Source organism: Neobacillus cucumis (genome assembly GCF_002860255.1).
Taxonomy (GTDB): Bacteria; Bacillota; Bacilli; order Bacillales; family Cytobacillaceae; genus Neobacillus; species Neobacillus cucumis_A.
Map to the genome: position 1 here is coordinate 46,160 of NZ_PGVE01000065.1, position 22,155 is coordinate 68,314.

General features: G+C 36.3%; 24 protein-coding genes and 1 riboswitch. Of the genes, 15 read left to right on the plus strand and 9 right to left on the minus strand.

The features are described 5' to 3' along the window. Window positions 1-96 precede the first annotated feature (96 nt). On the plus strand, window positions 97-2,421 hold the full coding sequence (gene helD, locus CVD27_RS18160) for an RNA polymerase recycling motor HelD (RefSeq protein ID WP_101649318.1): 2,325 nt from the start codon (window positions 97-99) through the stop codon (window positions 2,419-2,421). Between the two features lie 113 nt (window positions 2,422-2,534). Here helD and CVD27_RS27785 read toward each other — a convergent pair whose 3' ends face one another. Next, window positions 2,535-2,669 (minus strand): BA3454 family stress response protein, encoded by a 135-nt coding sequence (locus tag CVD27_RS27785; RefSeq protein ID WP_142384114.1) that lies wholly within the window; start codon window positions 2,667-2,669, stop codon window positions 2,535-2,537. Between the two features lie 85 nt (window positions 2,670-2,754). Between CVD27_RS27785 and CVD27_RS18165 the strand changes: the two genes are divergently transcribed. Further along, window positions 2,755-3,231: a GNAT family N-acetyltransferase gene (locus CVD27_RS18165; protein ID WP_101649319.1), complete on the plus strand. Its 477-nt coding sequence runs from the start codon at window positions 2,755-2,757 to the stop codon at window positions 3,229-3,231. A 1-nt stretch (window position 3,232) separates the two neighbouring features. Here the strand turns inward: CVD27_RS18165 and CVD27_RS18170 are convergent, their stop codons facing one another. Then, window positions 3,233-3,463 carry a hypothetical protein gene (locus CVD27_RS18170; protein WP_101649320.1) on the minus strand — a complete coding sequence of 77 codons (231 nt, stop codon included), beginning with the start codon at window positions 3,461-3,463 and terminating at the stop codon, window positions 3,233-3,235. A gap of 363 nt (window positions 3,464-3,826) precedes the next feature. Here CVD27_RS18170 and asnS point away from each other — a divergent pair, with 363 nt between their 5' ends. Further along, window positions 3,827-5,218, plus strand: coding sequence for an asparagine--tRNA ligase (gene asnS / locus CVD27_RS18175; protein WP_101649321.1), 1,392 nt, complete (start codon window positions 3,827-3,829; stop codon window positions 5,216-5,218). A 62-nt stretch (window positions 5,219-5,280) separates the two neighbouring features. Here the strand turns inward: asnS and CVD27_RS28245 are convergent, their stop codons facing one another. After that, window positions 5,281-5,454: a hypothetical protein gene (locus CVD27_RS28245; protein ID WP_180960342.1), complete on the minus strand. Its 174-nt coding sequence runs from the start codon at window positions 5,452-5,454 to the stop codon at window positions 5,281-5,283. Window positions 5,455-5,604: 150 nt separating this feature from the next. On the opposite strand from CVD27_RS28245, the gene CVD27_RS18180 reads away from it, so the two are divergent. After that, the gene (locus CVD27_RS18180) at window positions 5,605-5,823 is read left to right on the plus strand and encodes a helix-turn-helix domain-containing protein (protein WP_101649322.1); all 219 of its coding nucleotides are present in this window, start codon (window positions 5,605-5,607) and stop codon (window positions 5,821-5,823) included. A 248-nt stretch (window positions 5,824-6,071) separates the two neighbouring features. Here CVD27_RS18180 and CVD27_RS18185 read toward each other — a convergent pair whose 3' ends face one another. Further along, window positions 6,072-7,556 (minus strand): amino acid permease, encoded by a 1,485-nt coding sequence (locus CVD27_RS18185; RefSeq protein WP_257984420.1) that lies wholly within the window; start codon window positions 7,554-7,556, stop codon window positions 6,072-6,074. Window positions 7,557-7,713: 157 nt separating this feature from the next. Further along, a riboswitch (Lysine riboswitch) is annotated at window positions 7,714-7,905 on the minus strand. Window positions 7,906-8,111: 206 nt separating this feature from the next. Between CVD27_RS18185 and CVD27_RS18190 the strand changes: the two genes are divergently transcribed. Further along, complete coding sequence (locus tag CVD27_RS18190; protein WP_101649323.1) at window positions 8,112-8,927, plus strand: YitT family protein; 816 nt, start codon at window positions 8,112-8,114, stop codon at window positions 8,925-8,927. Window positions 8,928-8,983: 56 nt separating this feature from the next. Here the strand turns inward: CVD27_RS18190 and CVD27_RS18195 are convergent, their stop codons facing one another. After that, entirely contained in the window at window positions 8,984-9,598 is a 615-nt protein-coding gene (locus CVD27_RS18195) for a PH domain-containing protein (protein WP_101649324.1), read from the minus strand. Window positions 9,599-9,841: 243 nt separating this feature from the next. On the opposite strand from CVD27_RS18195, the gene CVD27_RS18200 reads away from it, so the two are divergent. Beyond that, window positions 9,842-10,810, plus strand: a complete 969-nt coding sequence (locus CVD27_RS18200) for a DMT family transporter (RefSeq protein ID WP_101649325.1) — start codon at window positions 9,842-9,844, stop codon at window positions 10,808-10,810. Window positions 10,811-10,968: 158 nt separating this feature from the next. After that, entirely contained in the window at window positions 10,969-11,307 is a 339-nt protein-coding gene (locus tag CVD27_RS18205; protein WP_101649361.1) for a YmaF family protein, read from the plus strand. Between the two features lie 138 nt (window positions 11,308-11,445). Here the strand turns inward: CVD27_RS18205 and CVD27_RS18210 are convergent, their stop codons facing one another. After that, window positions 11,446-12,699, minus strand: a complete 1,254-nt coding sequence (locus CVD27_RS18210; protein ID WP_101649326.1) for an erythromycin esterase family protein — start codon at window positions 12,697-12,699, stop codon at window positions 11,446-11,448. A gap of 865 nt (window positions 12,700-13,564) precedes the next feature. Here CVD27_RS18210 and CVD27_RS28250 point away from each other — a divergent pair. Both CVD27_RS28250 and CVD27_RS18215 read left to right on the plus strand, forming a co-directional pair. Then, entirely contained in the window at window positions 13,565-13,708 is a 144-nt protein-coding gene (locus CVD27_RS28250; RefSeq protein ID WP_180960345.1) for a hypothetical protein, read from the plus strand. A 123-nt stretch (window positions 13,709-13,831) separates the two neighbouring features. Continuing rightward, the gene (locus tag CVD27_RS18215; RefSeq protein ID WP_101649327.1) at window positions 13,832-14,749 is read left to right on the plus strand and encodes a YitT family protein; all 918 of its coding nucleotides are present in this window, start codon (window positions 13,832-13,834) and stop codon (window positions 14,747-14,749) included. Window positions 14,750-14,956: 207 nt separating this feature from the next. On the opposite strand, the gene CVD27_RS18220 is transcribed toward CVD27_RS18215, so the two are convergent. Together CVD27_RS18220 and CVD27_RS18225 are read right to left on the minus strand one after the other, a co-directional pair. Next, window positions 14,957-15,208, minus strand: a complete 252-nt coding sequence (locus CVD27_RS18220) for a sigma-G-dependent sporulation-specific acid-soluble spore protein CsgA (RefSeq protein WP_101649328.1) — start codon at window positions 15,206-15,208, stop codon at window positions 14,957-14,959. Window positions 15,209-15,332: 124 nt separating this feature from the next. Next, the gene (locus CVD27_RS18225; RefSeq protein WP_101649329.1) at window positions 15,333-16,043 is read right to left on the minus strand and encodes a class I SAM-dependent methyltransferase; all 711 of its coding nucleotides are present in this window, start codon (window positions 16,041-16,043) and stop codon (window positions 15,333-15,335) included. A 198-nt stretch (window positions 16,044-16,241) separates the two neighbouring features. Between CVD27_RS18225 and CVD27_RS18230 the strand changes: the two genes are divergently transcribed. Beyond that, the gene (locus tag CVD27_RS18230) at window positions 16,242-16,538 is read left to right on the plus strand and encodes a hypothetical protein (protein WP_101649330.1); all 297 of its coding nucleotides are present in this window, start codon (window positions 16,242-16,244) and stop codon (window positions 16,536-16,538) included. Window positions 16,539-16,574: 36 nt separating this feature from the next. On the opposite strand, the gene CVD27_RS18235 is transcribed toward CVD27_RS18230, so the two are convergent. Further along, window positions 16,575-17,459, minus strand: coding sequence for a VanW family protein (locus CVD27_RS18235; protein WP_101649331.1), 885 nt, complete (start codon window positions 17,457-17,459; stop codon window positions 16,575-16,577). A 172-nt stretch (window positions 17,460-17,631) separates the two neighbouring features. Between CVD27_RS18235 and CVD27_RS18240 the strand changes: the two genes are divergently transcribed. The 5 genes from CVD27_RS18240 (at window position 17,632) to CVD27_RS18260 (ending at window position 22,102) form a co-directional block, all read left to right on the plus strand. Continuing rightward, a complete protein-coding gene (locus CVD27_RS18240; RefSeq protein WP_101649332.1) occupies window positions 17,632-18,162 on the plus strand; it encodes a helix-turn-helix domain-containing protein in 531 nt (176 codons plus the stop codon). A gap of 26 nt (window positions 18,163-18,188) precedes the next feature. Next, window positions 18,189-19,163 carry an alpha/beta hydrolase gene (locus CVD27_RS18245; RefSeq protein ID WP_101649333.1) on the plus strand — a complete coding sequence of 325 codons (975 nt, stop codon included), beginning with the start codon at window positions 18,189-18,191 and terminating at the stop codon, window positions 19,161-19,163. Between the two features lie 145 nt (window positions 19,164-19,308). Continuing rightward, entirely contained in the window at window positions 19,309-19,503 is a 195-nt protein-coding gene (locus CVD27_RS18250) for a hypothetical protein (protein ID WP_101649334.1), read from the plus strand. Window positions 19,504-19,696: 193 nt separating this feature from the next. Beyond that, window positions 19,697-20,449 (plus strand): SDR family NAD(P)-dependent oxidoreductase, encoded by a 753-nt coding sequence (locus CVD27_RS18255; RefSeq protein WP_101649335.1) that lies wholly within the window; start codon window positions 19,697-19,699, stop codon window positions 20,447-20,449. A 39-nt stretch (window positions 20,450-20,488) separates the two neighbouring features. Beyond that, window positions 20,489-22,102, plus strand: coding sequence for a long-chain-fatty-acid--CoA ligase (locus tag CVD27_RS18260; protein ID WP_101649336.1), 1,614 nt, complete (start codon window positions 20,489-20,491; stop codon window positions 22,100-22,102). The last annotated feature ends 53 nt before the right edge of the window (window positions 22,103-22,155 follow it).

Here is a 22,155-nt window from a genome sequence, read left to right on the forward strand (position 1 = left end):
TTATTATAAGTTTATAAAAATCTCTATTATAACATTAACATATAGAGATTGTGTTGTCAAGAGATGGGAACTAATATTTAAATGGGGAGTGGTATGATGAGCGAAATTCAGAACAACGACTTGCGTGAAGAACAAGAAAGAGTAAATTCGGTTGTTAAGGTCATCAATCAAAAGATAAAGAATTTACAACAGAATACTGGTACTGTTCGCTCAGATGTTCTCGAGATTCGTAAGTCCTTTTGGGAAGATGTTACGGTTAACACAGATGAACCAGATGATATCATTGAAACAGCAGCAAGTATTAAGCAACAAGCCGAACTTCTCTCAGAGCGTGAACGCACTCATAAACACATGGATAAAAATCTAAAGACTCTTGCACGATTAAAATACTCGCCATATTTCGGACGAATTGATTTTCTAGAAGAAGGCGAGGAACGTGTTGATCAAGTTTATCTAGGCATTGCCTCTTTAATGGATGAGAATGATGAAAACTTTTTAATCTATGATTGGAGGGCACCTATTTCCAGTCTTTATTATGACTACTCTCCAGGGTATGCACAATATAAAATACCTAAAGGCATCATTGAAGGAGAGATGACATTAAAGCGCCAATTTATTATCCGTCAAGCTGATATTAAAGCGATGTTTGATACAGGTGTAACGATAGGAGATGAAATACTTCAGGAGGTCCTTGGAAACAATGCGAATACACAAATGAAGAGCATTGTTGCAACCATTCAAAGGGAACAAAACGAAATTATCCGGAATGAGCGAAGCAAAATATTAATCGTTCAAGGAGCGGCAGGGAGCGGAAAAACTTCAGCAGCACTTCAGCGTGTTGCCTATTTACTGTATCGTTATCGAGGAACCTTGAATGCTGAAAATATTATGCTATTTTCACCCAACCCTCTATTTAACAGTTATGTTGCGACCGTATTACCTGAACTTGGTGAAGAAAATATGCAACAATCCACTTTCCAAGAGTACTTAACAGAAAGATTAGGCAAATCCTATGATGTTGAGGATCCGTTTTCACAAATGGAATTTTTACTTAGTGAAAATGAGGGAGAGAGTTACTTTATAAGGGTGGAAGCTATCCGTTTTAAATCAAGTCTAGAATTTAAAGAAATTATTGATCAATACGCAGTAAAACTATCAACTGAAGGTCTACTGTTTAAAGACATATCATTTAGAGGAGATGTTATCATCTCTAGGAATGAAATTAGTGAATATTTTTACGGGCTAGAGAACAGCTATTCCATTCCAAATAGAATTCAACTTGTAAAGGAATGGTTATTGAAAGAATTAAAGCGTGCTGTGAAAAGAGAACGTTCTCGCAGCTGGGTAGAAGAAGAGGTCCAATTCCTAGAAAAAGAGGACTATATGGAGGCATTTAAAAAGCTTCAAGAGAAAAACCAATTTACAGAAAGTACTTTTGATGATTTTGAACGGGAACAAAGGCTTTTAGCGGAAATGGTAGTTAAGGAGAGATTTAAGCCTGTATTCGCTAGAGTGAAAAATTTAAGATTTATTGATCTGACAGAAATTTACCTGAGGTTGTTTAAGCAAACAGATCAAGCGGTTAAATCCCTTCCAAAACATTGGTCAGAAATTTGTAAACAAACTATAAATATAATTCAGAATTTGGTTATTCCCTATGAAGATGCGACACCGATAGTCTACCTGCAAGACTTAATAGAGGGGCGTAAATCAAACACATCTATTCGTCATATCTTTATTGATGAAGCACAGGATTATACTCCTTTTCAGTTTGCGTTTATCCAACGCCTTTTTCCTTATAGTAAAATGACACTTCTAGGCGACTTCAATCAGGCTATATTTTCTGGAGCTACTGGTTCTGAGACTGTCTTGACTGATTTGGATATACGTAAAAAAGAGGTGGAAACATTTGTTTTAACTAAGACTTATCGTTCAACCAAAGAAATTGTGGAATTTTCAAGTGCTTTGATTGCCGGAGGGGAAAAAATAGAGCCTTTTAACCGTAGAGGTAAAAAGCCAACGGTGAACCAAGTTGAGAAGACAAAGTTAAATGGGGAAGTACTTGAAAAGATAAAAGAATTGAGATCAGAAGGTCAGCAAACAGTTGCGGTAATTTGTCGGACAGAAGCAGAAAGTAAATCATTATTTGAGGAGCTTAAGGGAAGAATTCCTCTTCATTTAATTGAAAAGGGGACTGTTTCCTATGAAAAGGGAATTAATGTGATTCCCTCTTACTTGGCAAAAGGAATAGAATTTGACGCCGTGATTATTTATGATTGTTCCCGTTACCAAAATGAAAGTGAACGAAAATTATTTTATACCGTATGTACGCGCCCAATGCATGTTCTGCATATGTTCGCAACAAACGGAATCAGCCCTTTAATGAATGGTGCAGGAAAAGATTTGTACGATATTGTTTAATAAAGGCTCTTTTCGTAAACTCTGTTGTTGTTTATAGACCTTATAAAGGACCAGCCTAAATTAAATATAAAAGCGGCAGTTCAACTTATTACTTTCTGCCGCTTTTTAGTCTTTTATTTTTTCCATTGTTTTTGAACTTGTTCCATGGCAAGACGTAAGATTTCATCATCAGTTGTTTCACGGTTTGCGATGACATTCGTTAAATAGCTCTTGCCTTCGAAAGTTACAGTTACTTCAACTTGTACCATATTAATCACCTTTCTTTACTAAATCATGTTAATACATTTGGTTTATTATGAGGTTTAAAGCAAAATATCTAAGGGAGAGTTCAGGATGTCAATTAGTTTTGAAGAGCTAACTAAAGAAACATTATATATTGCACTTGAGATTATCAATTCAAATCCTCAATATAATGTGATGGAAAACGGGAATAAGACTAGGTCACTTGCAGAATTGAATAAAGAACTGCTAAATCCGCATACAATCAGTGCTTTTATTAAACTGGATGATACCTATATTGGGGTAATTGATTATATGCTAGAAAATCCGAAAGATTCTCTTCCGTGGCTTGGATTGTTAATCATTCATAGTGACTATCAAGGATTTGGTTTTGGATCACAGGCATATGAACTGTATGAAAGTGAGATAAAGAATCGGGGTTTGGACAAGGTACGAATTGGCGTCCTGCAAGAAAACACAAAAGCCCAGCACTTTTGGGAATCTTTAGGATTTGTTTATTATATAACATCTAATGCTGAAAATGAAAGTGGAATATTATGTTATGAAAAACAAATTTCTTGCTGCCAATAGATTAAACCTCGACAACCATAAATTCATCAACAAAAACTTGCACTTGAGTTTTATCTATTTTGTTTTTTCTTAGAAAGGATTCTGCCAATACTAATGCTGTTTTTAAATTATGGTCCCTTTTTAAATCATGTATAGATACATCGCCATTCAATAATTGAATAGCCGTTTCTCTGATGTCTTGATTCTTAGAAGATTTGAAAAGCAGATAGGCTATACATGTAACCTTGTCCACTATCCTACCCCCAATCAAGAATTCATTTTTTGTAATTAATTCGACTGTAATTTATATTATTCCTGCTATTTTTTAGCATATTTTTGAAAAATTATATAATTTTTATCGAGACATGATGGGCAAGGAGGACAAGAGTAGAATAGATTTCAAAAATCTACATTAATTTTCTAATATAATGAATAATTTGTTGAATATTGCTTATAGCATGTGGTATTTTGTATAATATTGAAGGGATTAAAGAAAAATGATGATAGTCAGAATTCTACCTTTCGTCCCTTAGGGATGAGAGGTTTTTTTATTATGTTTCAAGGACATACTTGACTATCAGCGAAACCTTTTACATATGATTTAGGAGGAAGACGTATGAAACAGACCTTAATTAAGGATTTGTACAGAAATACCGAGAGTTATATTGAGCAAAAGGTGCAATTATCTGGTTGGATTCGGACAATCCGTGATTCCAAAACCTTTGGTTTTATTGAATTAAATGATGGAAGTTTCTTTAAAGGTGTTCAAATAGTATTTGACGAGCAATTAGATAACTTTAAGGATATCACTAAACTTCCAATAAGCTCTTCTATCAAGGTAGAGGGAGACTTTATCTATACACCTCAAGCAAAACAGCCTTTTGAAATTAAAGCAACAACTATTGCAGTCGAAGGAAATTCAAATGTTGACTATCCACTGCAAAAGAAAAAGCATTCTTTTGAATATTTAAGAACGATTGCACACCTACGTCCAAGAACGAATACTTTCTCAGCCGTTTTCCGTGTTAGATCGTTAGCTTCATATGCTATTCATAAATTCTTCCAAGATAAAGGTTTCGTTTATGTTCATTCACCAATTATAACCGGCAGTGATACAGAGGGAGCGGGTGAAATGTTCCGTGTTACCACATTGGATATGGATAACCTGCCAAAGAATGAAGAAGGCAAAACAGATGTAACAAAGGACTTCTTTAATAAAGAAACCAACCTTACTGTTAGTGGTCAGCTTTCTGCTGAGGCATTTGCCCTTGCATTTAGAAATGTATATACATTCGGCCCAACATTTAGAGCGGAAAATTCAAACACGGCTAGACATGCAGCTGAATTTTGGATGATTGAGCCTGAACTAGCTTTTGCAGAACTTCCTGATATCATGAATGTAGCAGAAGAAATGGTCAAATACGTAATTGGTTATGTATTGGAACAAGCTCCGGAAGAAATGAACTTCTTTAACAGCTTTATTGAAAAAGGATTGTTAGATCGGTTGAATCAGGCTCATTCAGCAGACTTTGGCCGAGTTACTTATACAGAAGCAATCGAATTATTGCAGAAATCCGGTGAAAAATTTGCTTATCCGGTCGAATGGGGACTTGACCTGCAAACGGAGCATGAACGTTATTTGTGTGAAAAGATCTTTAAACGTCCTGTGTTTGTTACGGATTATCCAAAAGAAATCAAAGCGTTCTATATGCGTTTAAATGATGACAACAATACTGTTGCTGCAACAGATTTACTTGTACCAGGAATCGGTGAATTAATCGGAGGCAGCCAGCGCGAAGAACGTGAAGATATTCTCGCTGGAAAAATAAACGAGCTTGGTATGAATGAGGAAGATTATTGGTGGTATCTTGAATTAAGAAAATATGGTGGAACAAAGCACTCAGGTTACGGGCTAGGGTTTGAACGTTTAATTATGTACTTAACTGGTATGTCTAATATTAGAGACGTTATTCCGTTCCCAAGAACAACAGGTAATGCTGAATTTTAATCTTAAATCTAAAAGAAAAAGAAGATCCATTTAGAAAATGGGTCTTCTTTTTTCTCATATTTTTATGAATCTTGTAGTTCTTCTTCAAAATAAAATGTATTAGAGTGTTCTTTAACAATATATGAAAAACGTTTCATATTTTTCACATACTGCCATTTTAAAATGGTGACAACCTCTCCTGTTTCAATAATCTTTACAGTTTCACCCATATTATATCGGTTATTTGTGCTTTTCATTTCAACACTCCTTTAGTATTCCTTTTAAGAATAACATACAAATGACTTGAATGCCTTGTTTCTTAATTAAGATAGGGCAGTTAGGCAAAGCGGTTATCCTTTCCATTAAAGTTTAACTGTGGTATGCTTAACTAAAGCGAGGTGTCATTTTTGACAAATTATAAAGCAAAAAGAAGTAACCTCAAAGAGTTATTAGCAAAAAATGCAATGACTCTAGATAGTTTGGAAAGGAATACAAATATTCCTAGAGGTCAACTCGACGACTATATGTCCAAAAAGGTAATGAATCTCAATACTGCAATGACTATTTCAAAAGAATTAAATTGTCAGATTGAAGATTTATATGTTTGGGCATCTGACGAGAAGTAAGCTGTAATTATTTATAAAAGTAGTAACTAAAAACCAGACTCGATTGAGTTTGGTTTTTTATTATTTGGCTCTGTTAAACGATATGGTTGTTTTTTTTATACTCGGTTGATTGGAGCGGAAACAGCTAAATTTAATAGAGCCTATTATTTAAGTAAATCTGTTAAGAATGATTAGCTCATCTCTAAAGGAACAAAAGTAATGGTGGTAAATAAAAAAACACGCAATTTATGCGTGCTTCGTAAAAAGAGTTAAACGTCCAAATCACATTTTTTTAAAGGAATAACCTTTGTTTTTTTCGTGAATTTGTATCCAAGCCATAAAACAAGGAATAATGGTAAACCGATATAGGATACTAAGACACCATTCCAATCGATATGATCGCCCATAAAGGCAGAGTAATTCTGTCCTAAAACAACAAATGCACAAACGGCAAAGGCAAAGATCGGACCAAATGGGAAAAATTTCGATTTATACGGCAATAAGTTCAGGTTTTTTCCTTGTGCTACATAGGCTTTACGGAATCGATAGTGACAAATTGCAATTCCAAGCCATGCAATAAAGCCTGACATACCAGAAGCATTTAATAACCATACATAAACGGTACCATCTCCAAACAAAGAGGCAAGAAATGCAAGTGTTCCTACTAAAGTTGTTACAATTAAAGCATTAACCGGCACGCCGTTTTTATTAAGCTTGCCAAGGAATTTAGGAGCTTTTCCTTGACGAGCTAAATCCCAAAGCATCCGTGTCGATGCATACATTCCGGAGTTACCCGCTGAAAGAACAGCTGTTAAGATAACCGCATTCATTACAGAAGCAGCAAACGCAATTCCTGCTTTTTGAAAAACAAGTGTGAATGGACTGACAGTAACGTCACCATTAGCCAATTTATCATTTGTAAACGGGATAAGAAGACCAATGACTAAAATTGCTAAAACATAAAATAATAGAATACGCCAAAATACAGATTTAACGGCACGTGGGATTGATTTAGCAGGGTCATCAGTTTCACCGGCTGCAACACCTAATAATTCAGTTCCTTGGAATGAGAAACCTGCTGCCATAAAGATGCCAAGCATCGCCATAAAACCGCCGTGGAATGGAGCATCACCGACTGTAAAGTTCTTAAAGCCGATTGCATGATCTCCCATAATGCCAAAAATCATTAATGTACCTGTAACAATAAATATAATAACTGTTACTACCTTTACAAGTGAGAACCAATACTCAGCTTCCCCAAATCCTTTTACAGAAAGATAGTTTATTAGAAACATAATGACTAAGAATATAGCACTCCAAACAATCGAAGGAGTATGCGGGAACCAGAATTTCATAATCATTGTAACGGCAGCTAATTCAGCAGCAATTGTAATCGCCCAGTTATACCAGTAATTCCAGCCAAGCGCAAAGCCAAGGGAAGGATCGACAAATTTAGTCGCATACGTACTAAAGCTTCCAGCAACGGGCATGTAAGCGCCCATTTCAGCCAAGCTTTGCATGAGGAAGTATACCATTACTCCAATGACAAGATAGGAAAGAATGGCACCTCCTGGTCCGGCAGAGTGGATCGCCCCGCCGCTCGCAAGGAATAAGCCTGTTCCTATAGTCCCGCCAAGAGAAATCATTGTCAAATGACGAGACTTTAAGCTTCGTTTTAATTCATTCGAATCTTTTTTAGATGTATGACTACCTGAATGAATTTCTTCTATTTGTCTTGCTGTTTGTGATTGCATAATAAGACTCCTTTTCTTTTTTTTTAAAGGCGAAGCTAACGAATACAAGTGCCTAAAAAAGGCTGCTTGCGATTAACTAGTTCGAGAAGGAGTTTTGGAATAAAAAATGCCATCGAAGTCGAATCGATGGCATTGTTAATACCCCGCATCATACCTTCCGAAAGATAGCTCAACACGTTTGCTTGGTAGGTTCAAACGTGACAGTTCTGTTCCTATTCGAAAACAGACCCAGCATGCTTATTACAGAGAGCAAAGCACACTTCGGCAGTTTTTCCTTTCAAACGGAGTCAAGGATGTCTCTTTCATCTCATCCGTTTTACTGATAAAAACCGCGACCTCTACCTCATCGGTTTTGATGAGGATTTACTTATAAAATTAATATACTACTAAAGTATAATTCATATATAAAAATTGTCAACGCGTTTATTAAAAATCAATATAATTCAAATAAACAGACTATTTATGCTATTGGAAAAAAACTATTAAGTTTACTTTGATTTACAGAATCAGTATCATTTAAAAAAAAGAAAAAATTGGGATGCAGGAGGATTTGCCATGCAGATTATTGGAGTGATTGCCGGTTCCCTCATAGTAGTGGTGGCATTTAACCTTTTTTTAATTCCTCACGCTGTATTGAGCAGCGGATTAAGCGGAATATCAATGATCTTAGGGATGATTACCCCGCTTAATACAGGTTTGGCAAACTTCCTATTGAATTTTCCACTCATCATTGTTGGTTATAAGATGCTTGGGAAAAAATTCATCATGAATACTGTTATTTCTGTAGTAATCATTTCCGTTGGCCTATACATAGTGCCTGTTCTCCCAATCGCGAAGGATTCCATACTCTCATCTATTTTTGGAGGAATTTTAACGGGGTTAGGAGTTGGGATCGTCTTTCGTTCATCAGGGTCTACTGGCGGATTTGATATCATCGGTATGATTGTTTCAAGAAAGAAAGATTTTCCTATAGGTGTGTTACTATCAGGTATGAATGCTGTTGTCATTGTGATCAGTGGGTTTTTATTTAATTGGGATGCGGCCCTTAATACATTAGTATCTATTTATTTAACCGGAAAGGTAGTAGATACCATTTATACGGACCATGCGAAATTAACTTTGATGATTATTACTGATAAGGGTGAAGAGTTAAGGGAACATTTACTGACAAACTTGTATAGAGGTTTGACGATCATGGACGGGATTGGCGCTTACTCCAATGACAAACGGAATATCATCATAACCGTTATAACTCGGTATGAATTAAATGAAGTCAAGAACCTTATTGCTGAGGTGGATTCGTGTGCATTTGTCAATATCACGGAAACGATTGAAGTAATGGGTCTGTTTCATCGGAAAAATCGGTTTTAGTCCATAAAAAGGCTTGCACAAAATAATCGTACAAGCCTTTTTATTATACAGAGAGTTTAGTTGTTAATATATTTTTCAAATACAAACCCGAAATCCTTCACACAATATTGTTTTTTACTATCCTCAAGCCATTGAAAAGCTGCTTGATTTAGCATTTTGAATTGGACAACTAAATTACTGTCTGGGCTGGTGATTCGGCCCAGTGTAGTGGAAGCAACGTCCAAGCTTTGTTTAGCAAATTGGAGGCTGATTTCATTTTCATGCGAAATGTCGGAAATTTTAACTAATGCTTTATATAAGTCCTTTACTTCCTCAATATGTTTTTTGTGAACATCAATTGAGAATGGAATGGAGCCAATTTTGAATTTGATTTCAACATCAAGATCGACAGTACCAGCGGTTTCAAGCATGACATCAGAAATTCGGTTTGTTGCATAACTATAGCGATGCAGCATCCGCTTTTTACTTGTGGCGCTTGTTCCGTCAAGATGGATTAGCGCGTTATTCGTAAAGCAATATTCATCAGATTTAGATTTAATTAAAAAGTAAATCTTTTCATTGTCTTCATGCATGACATAGTCGTCTGCATCCACCTTATCATAGTTCTCCGGCTTAATAACGGACCCAACATCACTCAATCCTAAAATATCAGAAGCAACTTTTCCAAACATGCAATCAACCTCACTTTATATTTTTTGTTCTTGGTATGTACGAGATAGGCAAGAATAAAGTTTCATACGTTTGCTCAATTTTAAAACAACAGAATATTTTATGCCGGACATAAAAGCATATGCCTATATTTTCCTAACTTATGTTAACATAAAATTCAGAAATCTGATATACTAATACAAATTAACCGGATGGAATGGAGGATCTCACTTATTGATTTCCCATATTAGAAAGGAGAGGGAAGAATGCGACCCATCATATTAGGCATATTTGCCGCTTTCTTTTTTGCAATTACGTTTATTCTTAACCGCTCGATGGAACTTGCAGGAGGAAGTTGGATTTGGAGTGCATCCTTAAGATACTTCTTTATGATTCCATTTCTAATCATTATTGTGATCGGACGGAAAAATCTCAAGCCACTATTACTCGAAATGAAAAAGCAGATCGGTGCCTGGCTATTATGGAGTACTGTCGGTTTCGGTTTGTTTTATGCACCAATTTGCTTTTCAGCCGCATATGCACCGGGATGGTTGATTGCAGCAACTTGGCAGATAACCATCATTTCAGGGTCTATGCTTGCTCCACTTTTTTATGAAATAGTCATGACAGATAAAGGACCAGTCAGAAAGAAAGGAAAAATTCCTTTCAAGGGATTAGGGATGTCTTTCATTATTTTACTTGGAATTATTCTTATGCAAATGGAACAAGTGAATCATCTTTCTTTAATAGCCATCTCCCTTGGGGTTTTACCCGTTATTATGGCATCTTTTGCTTATCCGTTGGGTAATAGAAAGATGATGGAGGTGTGTGGAGGGCGGCTAGATGTTTTTCAACGTGTATTAGGCATGACATTAGCAAGTTTACCTTTTTGGATTATACTATCCATTTATGGATTTATTTCTGCAGGCCCGCCTAGTCTGGAGCAAACTACTCAATCCGGACTTGTTGCTATTTCCTCCGGAGTAATTGCCACTATTCTTTTCTTTCGAGCAACTGATTTAGTAAGGGGAGATATGCAAAAGCTCGCCGCAGTAGAAGCAACTCAATCAATGGAAGTTTTATTTGCTGTGATTGGAGAATTGCTCCTCTTGAACTCGGCCATGCCTGCTTCTTTATCTTGGGGAGGTATGGCATTAGTCATGATTGGCATGGTGCTTCACAGCCATTTTTCGAACAAAATAGTAAAAAGAAAAATTCATAATGTAAGTGTTTAATCATTAAATCCATATCAGTCCAGCTTGATATGGATTTTTTCGTATTGGATTAAACGTATTAATTTATGATAATTAAAATTTTTAATTACCATTCTGACTTTTTTGATTATTAGATGCATATAGTTGTAACATCAAATTTTGTTTATGGGGTGATTCCGATTAGAAGTACAGGTAAGGATGATTTTGTCCAAGGGTTTGTTCCGCATCATAACCACGGTTCAGTCGATTATACTGGGGTTAGTTCAGGACATGTTCACCAATGTTTAGATGTTACATCACCGCCAATCCCATCCCAAGACGGAGGACATATTCATTATACTGAAGGATATGTAGTATTTGAGAATGGACATACGCATCATTATCGTGCATATTCAGGTCCTGCAATTCCTGTTGGGAATGGTATGCATGTCCATTATTATGATTTCCATACTTCTGAAGATAATGGCCATAGCCACCATGTAAGAGGTGTAGATCATCCAGCACCTGGAACTAAGTAATTAGAGAAAGGTTAAAAGCTCAATTCCGATCATTAAAAAATCAATCGTATAGATTACGATTGATTTTTTTCAATAACTTGTGATGGGGTTCTGCTGCCAGTGGTAATTCCTGAATTTTATAGTAGTTTTTTTATGATACTATATTAAGATAGGTCCTAATGCTATTGGGTGTAAGGCATTAGTCCTGTCTACAAAAATGAACCCGTCATACCGTTGTCCCATGTTAGAAGGAACATAATTTCCAAAATGTTCGTATTCAGGATGATATACCACTCCAATAGCTCTATGACCAATAGTGTCGGAAAACTCTTTACAGTTATGAACATTAAAAATAAGATACTGATTTATTGCCCCTGTCTGGTGCATAAGATCTTCCCAACTTCCCGTTTGGGCAGGAGGTACATTCATAACTTCAAAGTGTACTCCCCATTCGGTTGATGCAATTACCGTGCCTGAGTAGGTTCCAAACCCGATAATAAACACCTCATCTTTTCCATACTTTTCACGTACAAGCTGGCCGACATTTATCATTCCTTCATCTTTCATGTTTGTCGCCCTGGCATCTCCTACATGTGTATTATGTTCCCATATGATCACCTTTGCCTCATTTCCATAAAATTTTATGATGGAATTTAAAGCATCTACCATATGCCGGTCACGAATATTCCATGAATCACTATCACTTTTGACCATTGTTCGGTAATATTCCTCTGCATGAGCTGTTACAAGTGCATTTACCTCTATATTGAGGCTGCTCTCCTGATCGTCTTCAAATTTCCACTTGTTTTTTTGTATGGTCGATAAAAGTTCTAGTGTTTCTTTCATACAGTCGTCTGATAAATATCCGGCAGAAACAGCATAGGATTCGTTATTTCTGTTATGTGGCTCGAAACATGCATAGGCCTTCTTTGCGGTCTCAAGCTCAGGTGAATTATTTTTTTCTAAAAAACCAACAATCTCATCGAGACTTTCCCACAGACTGTAAACATCCAGCCCATAAAAACCAATCTTATTAGTGCGGTTAGTTTTAGAATTAAATTCTTTTAACCACTCAATTAAACCCATAATTTCTTGATTGGCCCACATCCAAGTAGGCCAACGGTTAAATCCCTCAAGTACTTTCCTACTGTCTTTTGCAGAGGAGGATAACCCTTTAATATAACGATTAATGGATTGGCATGCTGGCCAATCGCCTTCAACGGCAATAAAGGAAAATCCTTTTTCTAGAATTAATCTTTTCGTTAATTCAGCACGGATTGTATAATACTCAGATGTCCCGTGTGAAGATTCACCAAGCAGAACATACTTAGCTTCACCAACCGCCTCTATTAGCGGATCTAGGTCTTTCACAGAATTAAAAGGTTTAGCATATTTTTTTAGGGAATCTATCATTTGCCTGTAGCACCCTTTCTAGATCTTCATTTGTCTATTGCTGATAAGATTCCCTTATAAATTCTATACTAGACTAGAGTGAGATTTCCAAATATTCACATATACGTCACATTTTTTTCGTTTATTTAGAAAATTTGGTGATATACTATAAATGTAAAAGTTAATAGAAACAAATAGTAACATCTTAGGAGGCTCAACCATACGTGTTCGTTCCGTTTTGTGAACGAGGGTTGTAGTAAGGTTATTCCGTAATTTATTTGGCAGGTGGAGCGATACAAAGGAAAGGAATAAATCCAATACAAACACCTTTCATAATTGATGTCTATGATCTCATAGAATCACTATCAAAGGAAGTCGTTGAGGATTTATAGGTTAGTACATTGTTAAATGTAATTATTTTGCAATGTATTGATAACCGAATCTTTAAAAGTATTGCCAAGATACTAAAAACCAAAAATGAAGGAATAAAGAGTCCTAAAGGTTTTAAAGCCGGAAATGTTTTGTTTCTTTTAGGAATTTGAATTCCATTTATCACATGTGAATTAATTCCTTCAACGGAACAAACACACATTGGCTGAGTTTTCAAAGTTTCCCTTTAGATTGGAAATAACTAGACGGAATAATAATTTGAAAATTATTGGCTGGTGTCATGGTTGGGTCTCCTAAGATGTTAATCCTATTAAGAAGATACTTTTAATTGAAGTATCTTCTTTTTTATAGGCTCTCTTAAACGACATTGTTGTTTTTTTATACTCTGTTGTTTGGAGCGGAAATCAACAGCCAAATTTAACAGAGCCTTTTTATAAAGTTTGAGTATATTTATGAAAAAATTAGGAAAAATAATCCTCTGAAAGGAGTGGTCATTTTGAATAAGAAAAAAGAACCAACCCTAGCTCCAGGGATGGATGACCAGGAAGAACTTAATACAAGTGCATCAGAAAAGGAAGTAGATCATGGGGAGTATACTAGCGTGACAACCCTTTCTTACGATGAAGTTGATCCAAGTTAGCTCAGATTACTGCCTAAGAAGGCAGTTTTCTTTTTAATGACAGAAAATTAAGCATTTAAATATAAATAGCAGCTAATATTCATTATAATATTAGTAAGATGCTCTGTTGAAAGGGGAAAGATAATGTCAGGATTGCAAGAAATTAGCTTAATTGATCAGCAGGAAGCCATTATAGCAAAGATTCAGCACAAAGGTTTGACAAAGAAAAAGATTTTCCAACGGATTTTATTAATCACACTTGGGGCCATTTTAATGTCTGTAGGGCTTGAAATTTTCCTTGTCCCTAATAATGTTATAGATGGCGGGATTACAGGAATTTCTATTATGTTATCCTTTATTACGGGTTGGAAACTAGGTTTATTTCTATTCATCTTTAATATTCCTTTTATCTTTTTGGGTTACAAACAAATTGGAAAGACCTTCGCTTTATCCACTCTTTATGGAATTGTAATTTTGTCTATTACAACCACAATTCTTCATCCAGTTCCAGCTTTTACACAAGATATCCTTTTGGCCACAGTTTTCGGTGGGATCCTCCTCGGCATTGGTGTAGGTTTGGTCATTCGGTATGGGGGTTCTTTAGATGGTACCGAAATTCTGGCGATCCTTTTTAATAATAAAATACCGTTTTCAGTCGGGGAAATTATTATGTTTTTTAATCTTTTTATATTAGCGAGCGCCGGTTTTGTTTTTTCTTGGGATCGGGCAATGTATTCATTAATCGCTTATTTTGTTGCATATAAAACAATTGATATTACCATTACTGGTCTTGATGAATCGAAGTCAGTATGGATTATTAGTGATCATGCCAGTCAAATAGGCGATGCGATCATGAATCGTTTAGGACGTGGCGTTACGTATCTGAATGGGGAAGGGGCTTATTCAGGTGATGAAAAAAAAGTGATTTTTTGTGTAATCAATCGTCTTGAAGAAGCAAAATTAAAAGAAATTGTGACTGAAAATGATGGTAATGCCTTTTTAGCGGTAGCAGATATTGCGGAAGTAAGGGGAGGCAGATTTAAAAAGAGAGATATCCATTAGGCTGAAAGTCATAAAAAACGTCGAGGTCTCGAGTGTGTTTTGGTGGATCTTGTAAATCAATCGGTTATTTTGTCGGTGAATAGAGAAAAAAGAGATAAATCGTTATTTTGTTTTGTCGTTCTATGCGCTTACCTAGGAAATAGTTTTAGCAAAAAATGAAATATTTCCGAAAAAGATGACAGAGCTTTTCTGCCATCTTTTTTCATTTTAAAATAATAGTTCATAAACCTCGTTTAATTCATAGGCTCTTTTTTCATCTTGTACTTCTTTAGCGTGGTTTATTTCTTTAGGTAAAATGTTATTTAAGAAATTCATTTCCTTCTGAGTCAAATTACGAACAAAAGACTCCTCAGATTTGTAAGCGTCTTCAATCAGTTTTTTGTATATAAATCGGCCTTCAGAATGATCATCAGCATAATTGGATAATATCTCTTTTAAATACCCCAACGTGTTATCCATTTTGGTCACCCCATCCTTTCACATTTTTATTTTTCATCCAAAGGATAATAATATACATTCACACAGGAAAGGAACTTAAATTAATTTAAAAAGCCTACTTATACAATTCAAGTAGGCGAAAAGATTATTTTGTTACGCTAATAATTCGATAACTCAAGGTATCCTGATATTTAATAACAATGTTTCCATGCTCATTTAATACGTGGAAAAGTTCTGGTTCAAAGTTCTCTGAAAAGTTAAATTCGGGTGTTTGATTTCCATGGCTTAGGGGAAGATTATGCGCATGAATTTCGATATTTTGGAAACCAGCAGTTTTAAATAACTGTTTCCAGCCCTCCTCCAGCAATAAGGAGTCCACCGCGTAAAAATTCATAATCTCGGCTGCTTCCTGATGACTAATCGGGCGGTTAATTGTCATTTCGTTTGCTAGTAAACGACCACCTTTTTTTAACACTCGGTAAAATTCTTTTAGCGCTTTTGGTTTATTTACGAAGGCTAAAACTGATTCAGATAATATAAAATCAAACGTTTCATCGGCAAATGGAATTTCTTCAATGGATCCCTGAATGAGAGAGATAGGAAGCTGCAACGTTTGAAAACGTTTTTTTGCTTTTTCTACCATAATCGGATTAATTTCTAAACCAAAAACTTTTGCTCCGTATTGCTGATATAAATAAGCCGCTGTTTGACCAGTACCACAGCCTGCATCTAAAATTACCGATTGATTATTTATCTTTTCATTTGCAAGGATGCTTTGTGTAAGATGGATTCCACCTGGATGGGCACCGCCAACACCAAACTTTGCCAAAAAATCAAAATAAGTTAAGCTTCCCATAGACACCACCTAATTTTCTTTTAAGCCATTGTATGTTAATAAATGGTAGGTGGTTCTTCATGAATAGTGAATACGTTGCTAAAAAACAACAATCCAAACATGTTTTGTATCACATATTTTTAAAAGGTAAGGCACAAATTAAGCAAATAGAAGGGAGAGAAATGTAACTTCTATACTAAAGCAAAAGGAGTGCTATATATGAGAAAAATTACAAGGCAGCCGTTTTTCAAATTGTTTACTCCTAAACCAAGAAGGAAAATGCCTATATGGGCATCACTTGTCGGAATTGGCTTGAGTGCAGCTGTGTTTAGGATGACAAAAGGGAAGCGCAAAGACTTTGCACTACCTTTTCAAAATGTAGTGAAAAACTTTTCAGAAAAGACAACAAACTTAGCTAACATTCCTAACATTCCTAACTTAAATGTCATGGACAATACAGCTCTAACAGAGTTTTCCGATGAACTGATGGAAAGTGCATTAAATAATAAACATTAGTACGATAGAAAAGTCCGCTTTTATAGCGGACTTTTTTCAATAAGGGGTATGCGGAACCTTTCTTGGCTGATATTCGATGGAATCTGAAGAGTATAGATTGATAACTAACAGATGTCCAAGAGTTTTTGCCCTAATTAAGACTGGCTCTTTATACGTATTTTTAAAGGCAAAATCTGGTCCATACCAGCTGACCGTTGCATCACGGCCAGGCGGGATATATGGAACTTTTCTGGTGTGAGAAAATCTTTGAACAATTTTTAGTCCAGCATTATCTACTGCATTAAAAAGGGTGGACGATACTTGGCAAATGCCTCCGCCAATGTCCTCTGAAAATTCACCTCTAACAATAACAGGAGCCCTCAGGTAACCTTTAGAAGCAGTTCTTTTTCCAACCACTTTGTTAAAGGAAAAGGTTTCTCCGGGAAACACCACATAATTATTAATAGCTTTTGAAGCTAAACTGATATTATTGGTCCGAGTTTTGTTACCTGGATTAAAGGATGTTACATAACGGCCTATCCGCATACTGCGAATGTCTGCGAGCAATTCACTATCCACCTTAGGATAGACAGACAGCATGGGGATTTCAAGTTTGCCTGACTGGTGGGAAAAGAAGTAAGCATATAACTGTTCCGTAAAGGCCTGACGGTGAATTTTAGCCCCAACCTTTTCTGCGATAATTTCGCCGTTTCCATTCAAACTGGCATTTTCGGCTTCAATAGAAAATTGTTTATCCAAATTATCTAAGAACTGACTATACTTTTTTGAATCAATAATAGGTAATTCTGTATAGGGAAAGGAAAAATCCTCCTGTTTGATCGTTGTCACATGGATCCCGTCTTTTGTTATTACTAAATGATCGGGAGTGTTGTTTATCGGTTGTGATGTTAGAATAATTCCTAAAATACATGATAATATCATTGATTGCACGCCTCCTCATATTAATATAAGTAGAAAATTACCTTTTCATGTAGGGATATGAACAGAAGTTGAAGAGAATAATTTATATATATTTCCAATTATTTATTTACAAATTTCAAAAGACATAATATTATCATTATTAAGATTGATAATAAAGGAAAGGACTTTTGTTATGGGAAAAGAAACAACAGTGGACGTTATATTACATCCCGTTCGAATGAGAATTATCCAATCCCTAATTAACCAGGAAATGACCTCTCAGCAAATTAAAGAATTACTTCCAGATATTCCTCAGGCTTCATTGTATCGGCACATTAAAAAGTTATTAGAGGCAGGAGTCATTCACATTATAGATGAGATCCCAAATAGAGGGACCATCGAAAAGGTATATTCCCTGCAAGATCCTGCAAATGCCTCCATTGATCCAGAGAAATTAAAGAACTTTACCAAAGAGGAGCATATGGATTTATTCTTTAAATTTATGGCTAATATCCTGGGCGAATATGAAAGATATTTAAATCAACCAAATATCGATTTAGTCCGTGATGGTGTAGCATTCAGGCAGACCTCTGTTTTTTTAGATGATCAAGAGTATGCTCAATTTGTCAAAGATGTATCGGAAGTCTATGTTAGGGCTATGCAAAAAATGCCGGAAAAAGGTAGAAGAAGGAGAACCATAGCGACCATAATCATCCCTGAATAATAAAATAAACCGTAGGGGGAAATCAAATGAAAACGGTGAAAAGAGATGTAACTATACAAAGTCAAACAGGGTTAAAGGGGACACTTAGTATACCGAATGCCAGGGGTAAAAAAAGCCCTGCAATTTTAATTATTAACGGATCAGGTAAGGTAGACAGAAATGGAAAAATCAATAAAAAAATGGATCTGAAGTTATATAGACAATTAGCTGAATTCTTAACATCGTCAGGGTTTATTAATCTAAGATATGACAAGCGTGGTATAGGAGCCAGTGAAGGGGATTTTTTAGCAGCGGGTTTATGGGACTTAGTAGATGACGCCCAAGCAGCCGTCCGTTTCTTAAAAAACCTGCCAGAAGTAGACCCTGATAAGGTAATTGTTTTAGGCCATAGTGAAGGATGTACGATTGGCACAGCACTGGCTGTAAGAGAAAAGCTTGGTGGATTAATCTTATTATCAGGAGCAGTGGAGAGAATCAGTGAAGCATTGAAACGGCAGAGAGATATTGCCGCCGAAGATATTATTAATGCTAAGGGGTTTCAGGGGTCCCTGCTTAGATTATTAGGCGTGCATAAAAAAATTGAGAAACAAGCACAAAAGCAAATCCAAAAGATTCAAACCTCAACAGAAGATGTTATGAAAGTTGGTTTTGCAAAGATAAATGCCAAGTGGATGCGTGAACATTTTGCCTATAATGTCAGAGAAGATTTATCAAAAGTTACCTGTCCAGTCATAGCAATTACCGGTGCACGTGATATTCAAGCTAATCCTGATGTCCTAAAGGATTTACCTAAATACGTTAAAGGAGATGCTGAATTTCATGTGGTTGAAAACATGGGACATTCCTGTAAACATGTTACAAATACCTCAACTATGTTGACGGTAAAGAAAGACATTTTTTCAGAGGGGAAATTGCCTTTGCATCCCGAACTTACTGACCTGATCAGCAAATGGCTGCAATCTCAATTTGTCATTCCAAGCGAGAAAGTGATTTTTGTCTAATGATAGATAAAAATTGGACTGTTCACTCATAGTCCAATTTTTTTGTTAATGAAAGAAAACGAATTTTATAGTATAGTAGCAGGTAATAACAATAGTATAGACAATTGCTAGCAAATGCTAGCTATGAAATCGGGAGTGTTGTGACATGTTGGATAACCAAAGGATACAATTAAATGTTAGAATTTCAAAAGAAACGTCTGAAAAGTTGGAAGAGATTGTTGAATATTATCAACAGGGATTAAAGCTTGGGAGGATTTATAAGGGTGATGTTTTAACGGATATCATTGAAAAATCTTATGAGATAATGATTAAACAGAAGAGATCGTTTAAGAGATTTTAGCAAGTCGGAAGGCAGCATTTAAACTGTATTTTGCAGTCCTTCCTTTTCTTATTTAAAATAATTTATTAGAATATTTAGAAAAGAAATTGAATAATTAAGATTTGTAGGTATAATTGTACATATAACATACCAACTGGTTAGTATCGTTCTGAACGTCCATACTTGAGGAATGAATGGTGGGAGGACTGATTTGATGAAATTAACTGGCAAAACAGCTATTGTTACAGGCGGTGGCGGTGGAATAGGCCGAGCAACAGCCCTTCGTTTTGCGAAAGAAGGTGCAAAGGTCGTTGTGGCAGATATTGACTCGGTGAATGGAGAAGAAACGGTCAAATACATACGTGAACTAGGGGGTTCATCTTTTTTTGTAGAAACAGATGTAACGAATCCGGAACAAATCAAAGAATTAATTGAGGTCACCGTTAGCAAGTATGATGGTTTACATATCATGTTTAATAATGCAGGAATCGGTAATTCGGAAGTGAGAAGTGTGGATCTGTCCGTAGAAGAATGGGACCGTGTTATTGATATTAATTTAAAAGGAGTTTTTCTAGGCATTAAATATGCCGTGCCAGAACTAATCAAGTCAGGCGGAGGTTCCATTATTAACACTTCGAGCCTGCTCGGTTTAAAAGGGCAAAAATTTGTTTCCGCTTACAATGCTTCGAAGGCGGGTGTAGTGCTCCTGACACAAAATGCATCCCTTGAATATGGAAAATATAATATACGTATTAATGCCATTGCTCCAGGCGTAATTGACACTAAAATTATTGATAACTGGAAACAGAATGAACGAAAATGGCCAATTATATCACGAGCGAATGCCCTAGGGAGAATTGGAACACCAGATGAAGTAGCCAATGCCGTATTATTTTTGGCATCAGATGAAGCATCCTTCATTACTGGAACTACGCTTTCGGTGGACGGCGGAGGCCTTACATTTTAAATTTCTGAGTTAAATATTGAGAATTTTGGAGGGGAATAAATGAGTCAAAACAAAGCCTGGTTGACACACTATCCCGAAAGTATAGAAAAAAATATAACGATCCCCAATGTACCATTGGGACAAATTCTCCAAGAGTCAGCCGCAAATTTTCCTGCCCAAAATGCCCTTTCTTTTTATAGTAAAAAAATCACCTATGAACAACTAAACCGATTAGCGCAGAATTTTACGTCTGCCCTTCAGAAAAAACAAGTGCAAAAAGGCGACAGGGTGGCCATTATGCTTCCTAACTGCCCGCAATACGTGATTTCTTATTATGGAATTCTTAACGCTGGAGCAATCGTTACTCAAGTAAATCCGATGTCAGTTGAACGGGAATTGGAATATATTCTGAAGGATTCTGGTTCAGAAGCAATTATTGTCCTTGATGCCTTATATCCAAGAGTTAAAAGTATTCAGGCTAAAACAAATTTGAAAAATATTATAGTTGTTAGTTTACAGCCATCTGGACAAGAGTTAGCTCAAGACCAAAGCTTTGAAAGCTTCTTAGGTGAGAGCGATGGGCAGATACAACCGGTTTCTTTTGAACCGGAACATGATGTTGCAGTTCTACAATACACAGGTGGAACAACCGGACGTTCAAAAGGTGCGATGCTGACTCACAAAAACGTCCTGGCAAATGTCCTGCAATGCTATGAGTTCTTTAAACATGAATTAGAAATGGGGAAAGAGAAATGTTTAACGGTCATCCCTCTTTTTCATGTATTTGGAATGAGTTCCTGTATGAACCTATCAATCTATACGGCTGCTGAATCGATCATGCTGCCAAGGTTTGAGTTAGATGAGGTCCTAAATACGATAAAAAATGAACAACCGACCATGTTTCCAGGTGTTCCTACGATGTATGTGGCGATTACAAGTCATCCAAGAGCTGAAGACTATAATATCAATTGCATAAGAACTTGTAACAGTGGAAGTGCACCAATGCCTATTGAATTACTCCGGAATTTTGAAAGAAAAACTGGCTCAAAAATCCTTGAGGGCTATGGACTTTCTGAAGCTTCGCCTACAACGCACTGTAACCCTCCTTTTGCTAAAAGAAAGCCAGGAAGTGTGGGGATTGGTATGCCTTCAACAGACTACAGAATTGTGGACCTAGCAACAGGTACGGAAGAAGTTCCGGTGGGTGAGTTAGGGGAAGTGGTTATTAAAGGACCACAAATTATGAAGGGGTATTGGAACTTGCCTGAGGAAACAGCGCATACCCTCCGTGATGGCTGGCTTTATACTGGCGATATAGCAAAAGTGGATGATGAAGGCTATTTATATATTGTTGATCGAAAAAAGGATTTAATTATTGCAAGCGGTTATAATATTTATCCTCGTGATATAGAAGAAGTATTATATGAACATCCTGCAATCCAAGAAGCCGTGTGTATAGGAGTTCCAGATCCATATAGAGGTGAAGATGTAAAGGCTGCAGTGGTCTTAAAAGCTGGGAAGTCAGCTACAGAACAAGAAATCATTCACTATTGTAAGCAAAACATGGCTGCATATAAAGTCCCACGTATGGTCGAATTCCGTGAACAACTGCCGAAAACAGGGGTCGGGAAAATTCTTCGCCGTGCTTTAAGAGAAGAGGCTATGAAAAAGTAGATAGGAATCTTTGAAGAAGCTAGAATGCCTGTAAAGGAGAGACCAATAATATG

Excerpts from the sequence above, each read along its gene's own strand:
- helD (WP_101649318.1), top strand. The coding sequence starts at position 97 with ATGAGCGAAATTCAGAACAACGACTTGCGTGAAGAACAAGAAAGAGTA.
- CVD27_RS27785 (WP_142384114.1), bottom strand. The coding sequence starts at position 2,669 with ATGGTACAAGTTGAAGTAACTGTAACTTTCGAAGGCAAGAGCTATTTA.
- CVD27_RS18165 (WP_101649319.1), top strand. The coding sequence starts at position 2,755 with ATGTCAATTAGTTTTGAAGAGCTAACTAAAGAAACATTATATATTGCA.
- asnS (WP_101649321.1), top strand. The coding sequence starts at position 3,827 with ATGAAACAGACCTTAATTAAGGATTTGTACAGAAATACCGAGAGTTAT.
- CVD27_RS28245 (WP_180960342.1), bottom strand. The coding sequence starts at position 5,454 with ATGAAAAGCACAAATAACCGATATAATATGGGTGAAACTGTAAAGATT.
- CVD27_RS18185 (WP_257984420.1), bottom strand. The coding sequence starts at position 7,556 with ATGCAATCACAAACAGCAAGACAAATAGAAGAAATTCATTCAGGTAGT.
- CVD27_RS18190 (WP_101649323.1), top strand. The coding sequence starts at position 8,112 with ATGCAGATTATTGGAGTGATTGCCGGTTCCCTCATAGTAGTGGTGGCA.
- CVD27_RS18195 (WP_101649324.1), bottom strand. The coding sequence starts at position 9,598 with ATGTTTGGAAAAGTTGCTTCTGATATTTTAGGATTGAGTGATGTTGGG.
- CVD27_RS18200 (WP_101649325.1), top strand. The coding sequence starts at position 9,842 with ATGCGACCCATCATATTAGGCATATTTGCCGCTTTCTTTTTTGCAATT.
- CVD27_RS18210 (WP_101649326.1), bottom strand. The coding sequence starts at position 12,699 with ATGATAGATTCCCTAAAAAAATATGCTAAACCTTTTAATTCTGTGAAA.
- CVD27_RS18215 (WP_101649327.1), top strand. The coding sequence starts at position 13,832 with ATGTCAGGATTGCAAGAAATTAGCTTAATTGATCAGCAGGAAGCCATT.
- CVD27_RS18220 (WP_101649328.1), bottom strand. The coding sequence starts at position 15,208 with ATGGATAACACGTTGGGGTATTTAAAAGAGATATTATCCAATTATGCT.
- CVD27_RS18225 (WP_101649329.1), bottom strand. The coding sequence starts at position 16,043 with ATGGGAAGCTTAACTTATTTTGATTTTTTGGCAAAGTTTGGTGTTGGC.
- CVD27_RS18230 (WP_101649330.1), top strand. The coding sequence starts at position 16,242 with ATGAGAAAAATTACAAGGCAGCCGTTTTTCAAATTGTTTACTCCTAAA.
- CVD27_RS18235 (WP_101649331.1), bottom strand. The coding sequence starts at position 17,459 with ATGATATTATCATGTATTTTAGGAATTATTCTAACATCACAACCGATA.
- CVD27_RS18240 (WP_101649332.1), top strand. The coding sequence starts at position 17,632 with ATGGGAAAAGAAACAACAGTGGACGTTATATTACATCCCGTTCGAATG.
- CVD27_RS18245 (WP_101649333.1), top strand. The coding sequence starts at position 18,189 with ATGAAAACGGTGAAAAGAGATGTAACTATACAAAGTCAAACAGGGTTA.
- CVD27_RS18250 (WP_101649334.1), top strand. The coding sequence starts at position 19,309 with ATGTTGGATAACCAAAGGATACAATTAAATGTTAGAATTTCAAAAGAA.
- CVD27_RS18255 (WP_101649335.1), top strand. The coding sequence starts at position 19,697 with ATGAAATTAACTGGCAAAACAGCTATTGTTACAGGCGGTGGCGGTGGA.
- CVD27_RS18260 (WP_101649336.1), top strand. The coding sequence starts at position 20,489 with ATGAGTCAAAACAAAGCCTGGTTGACACACTATCCCGAAAGTATAGAA.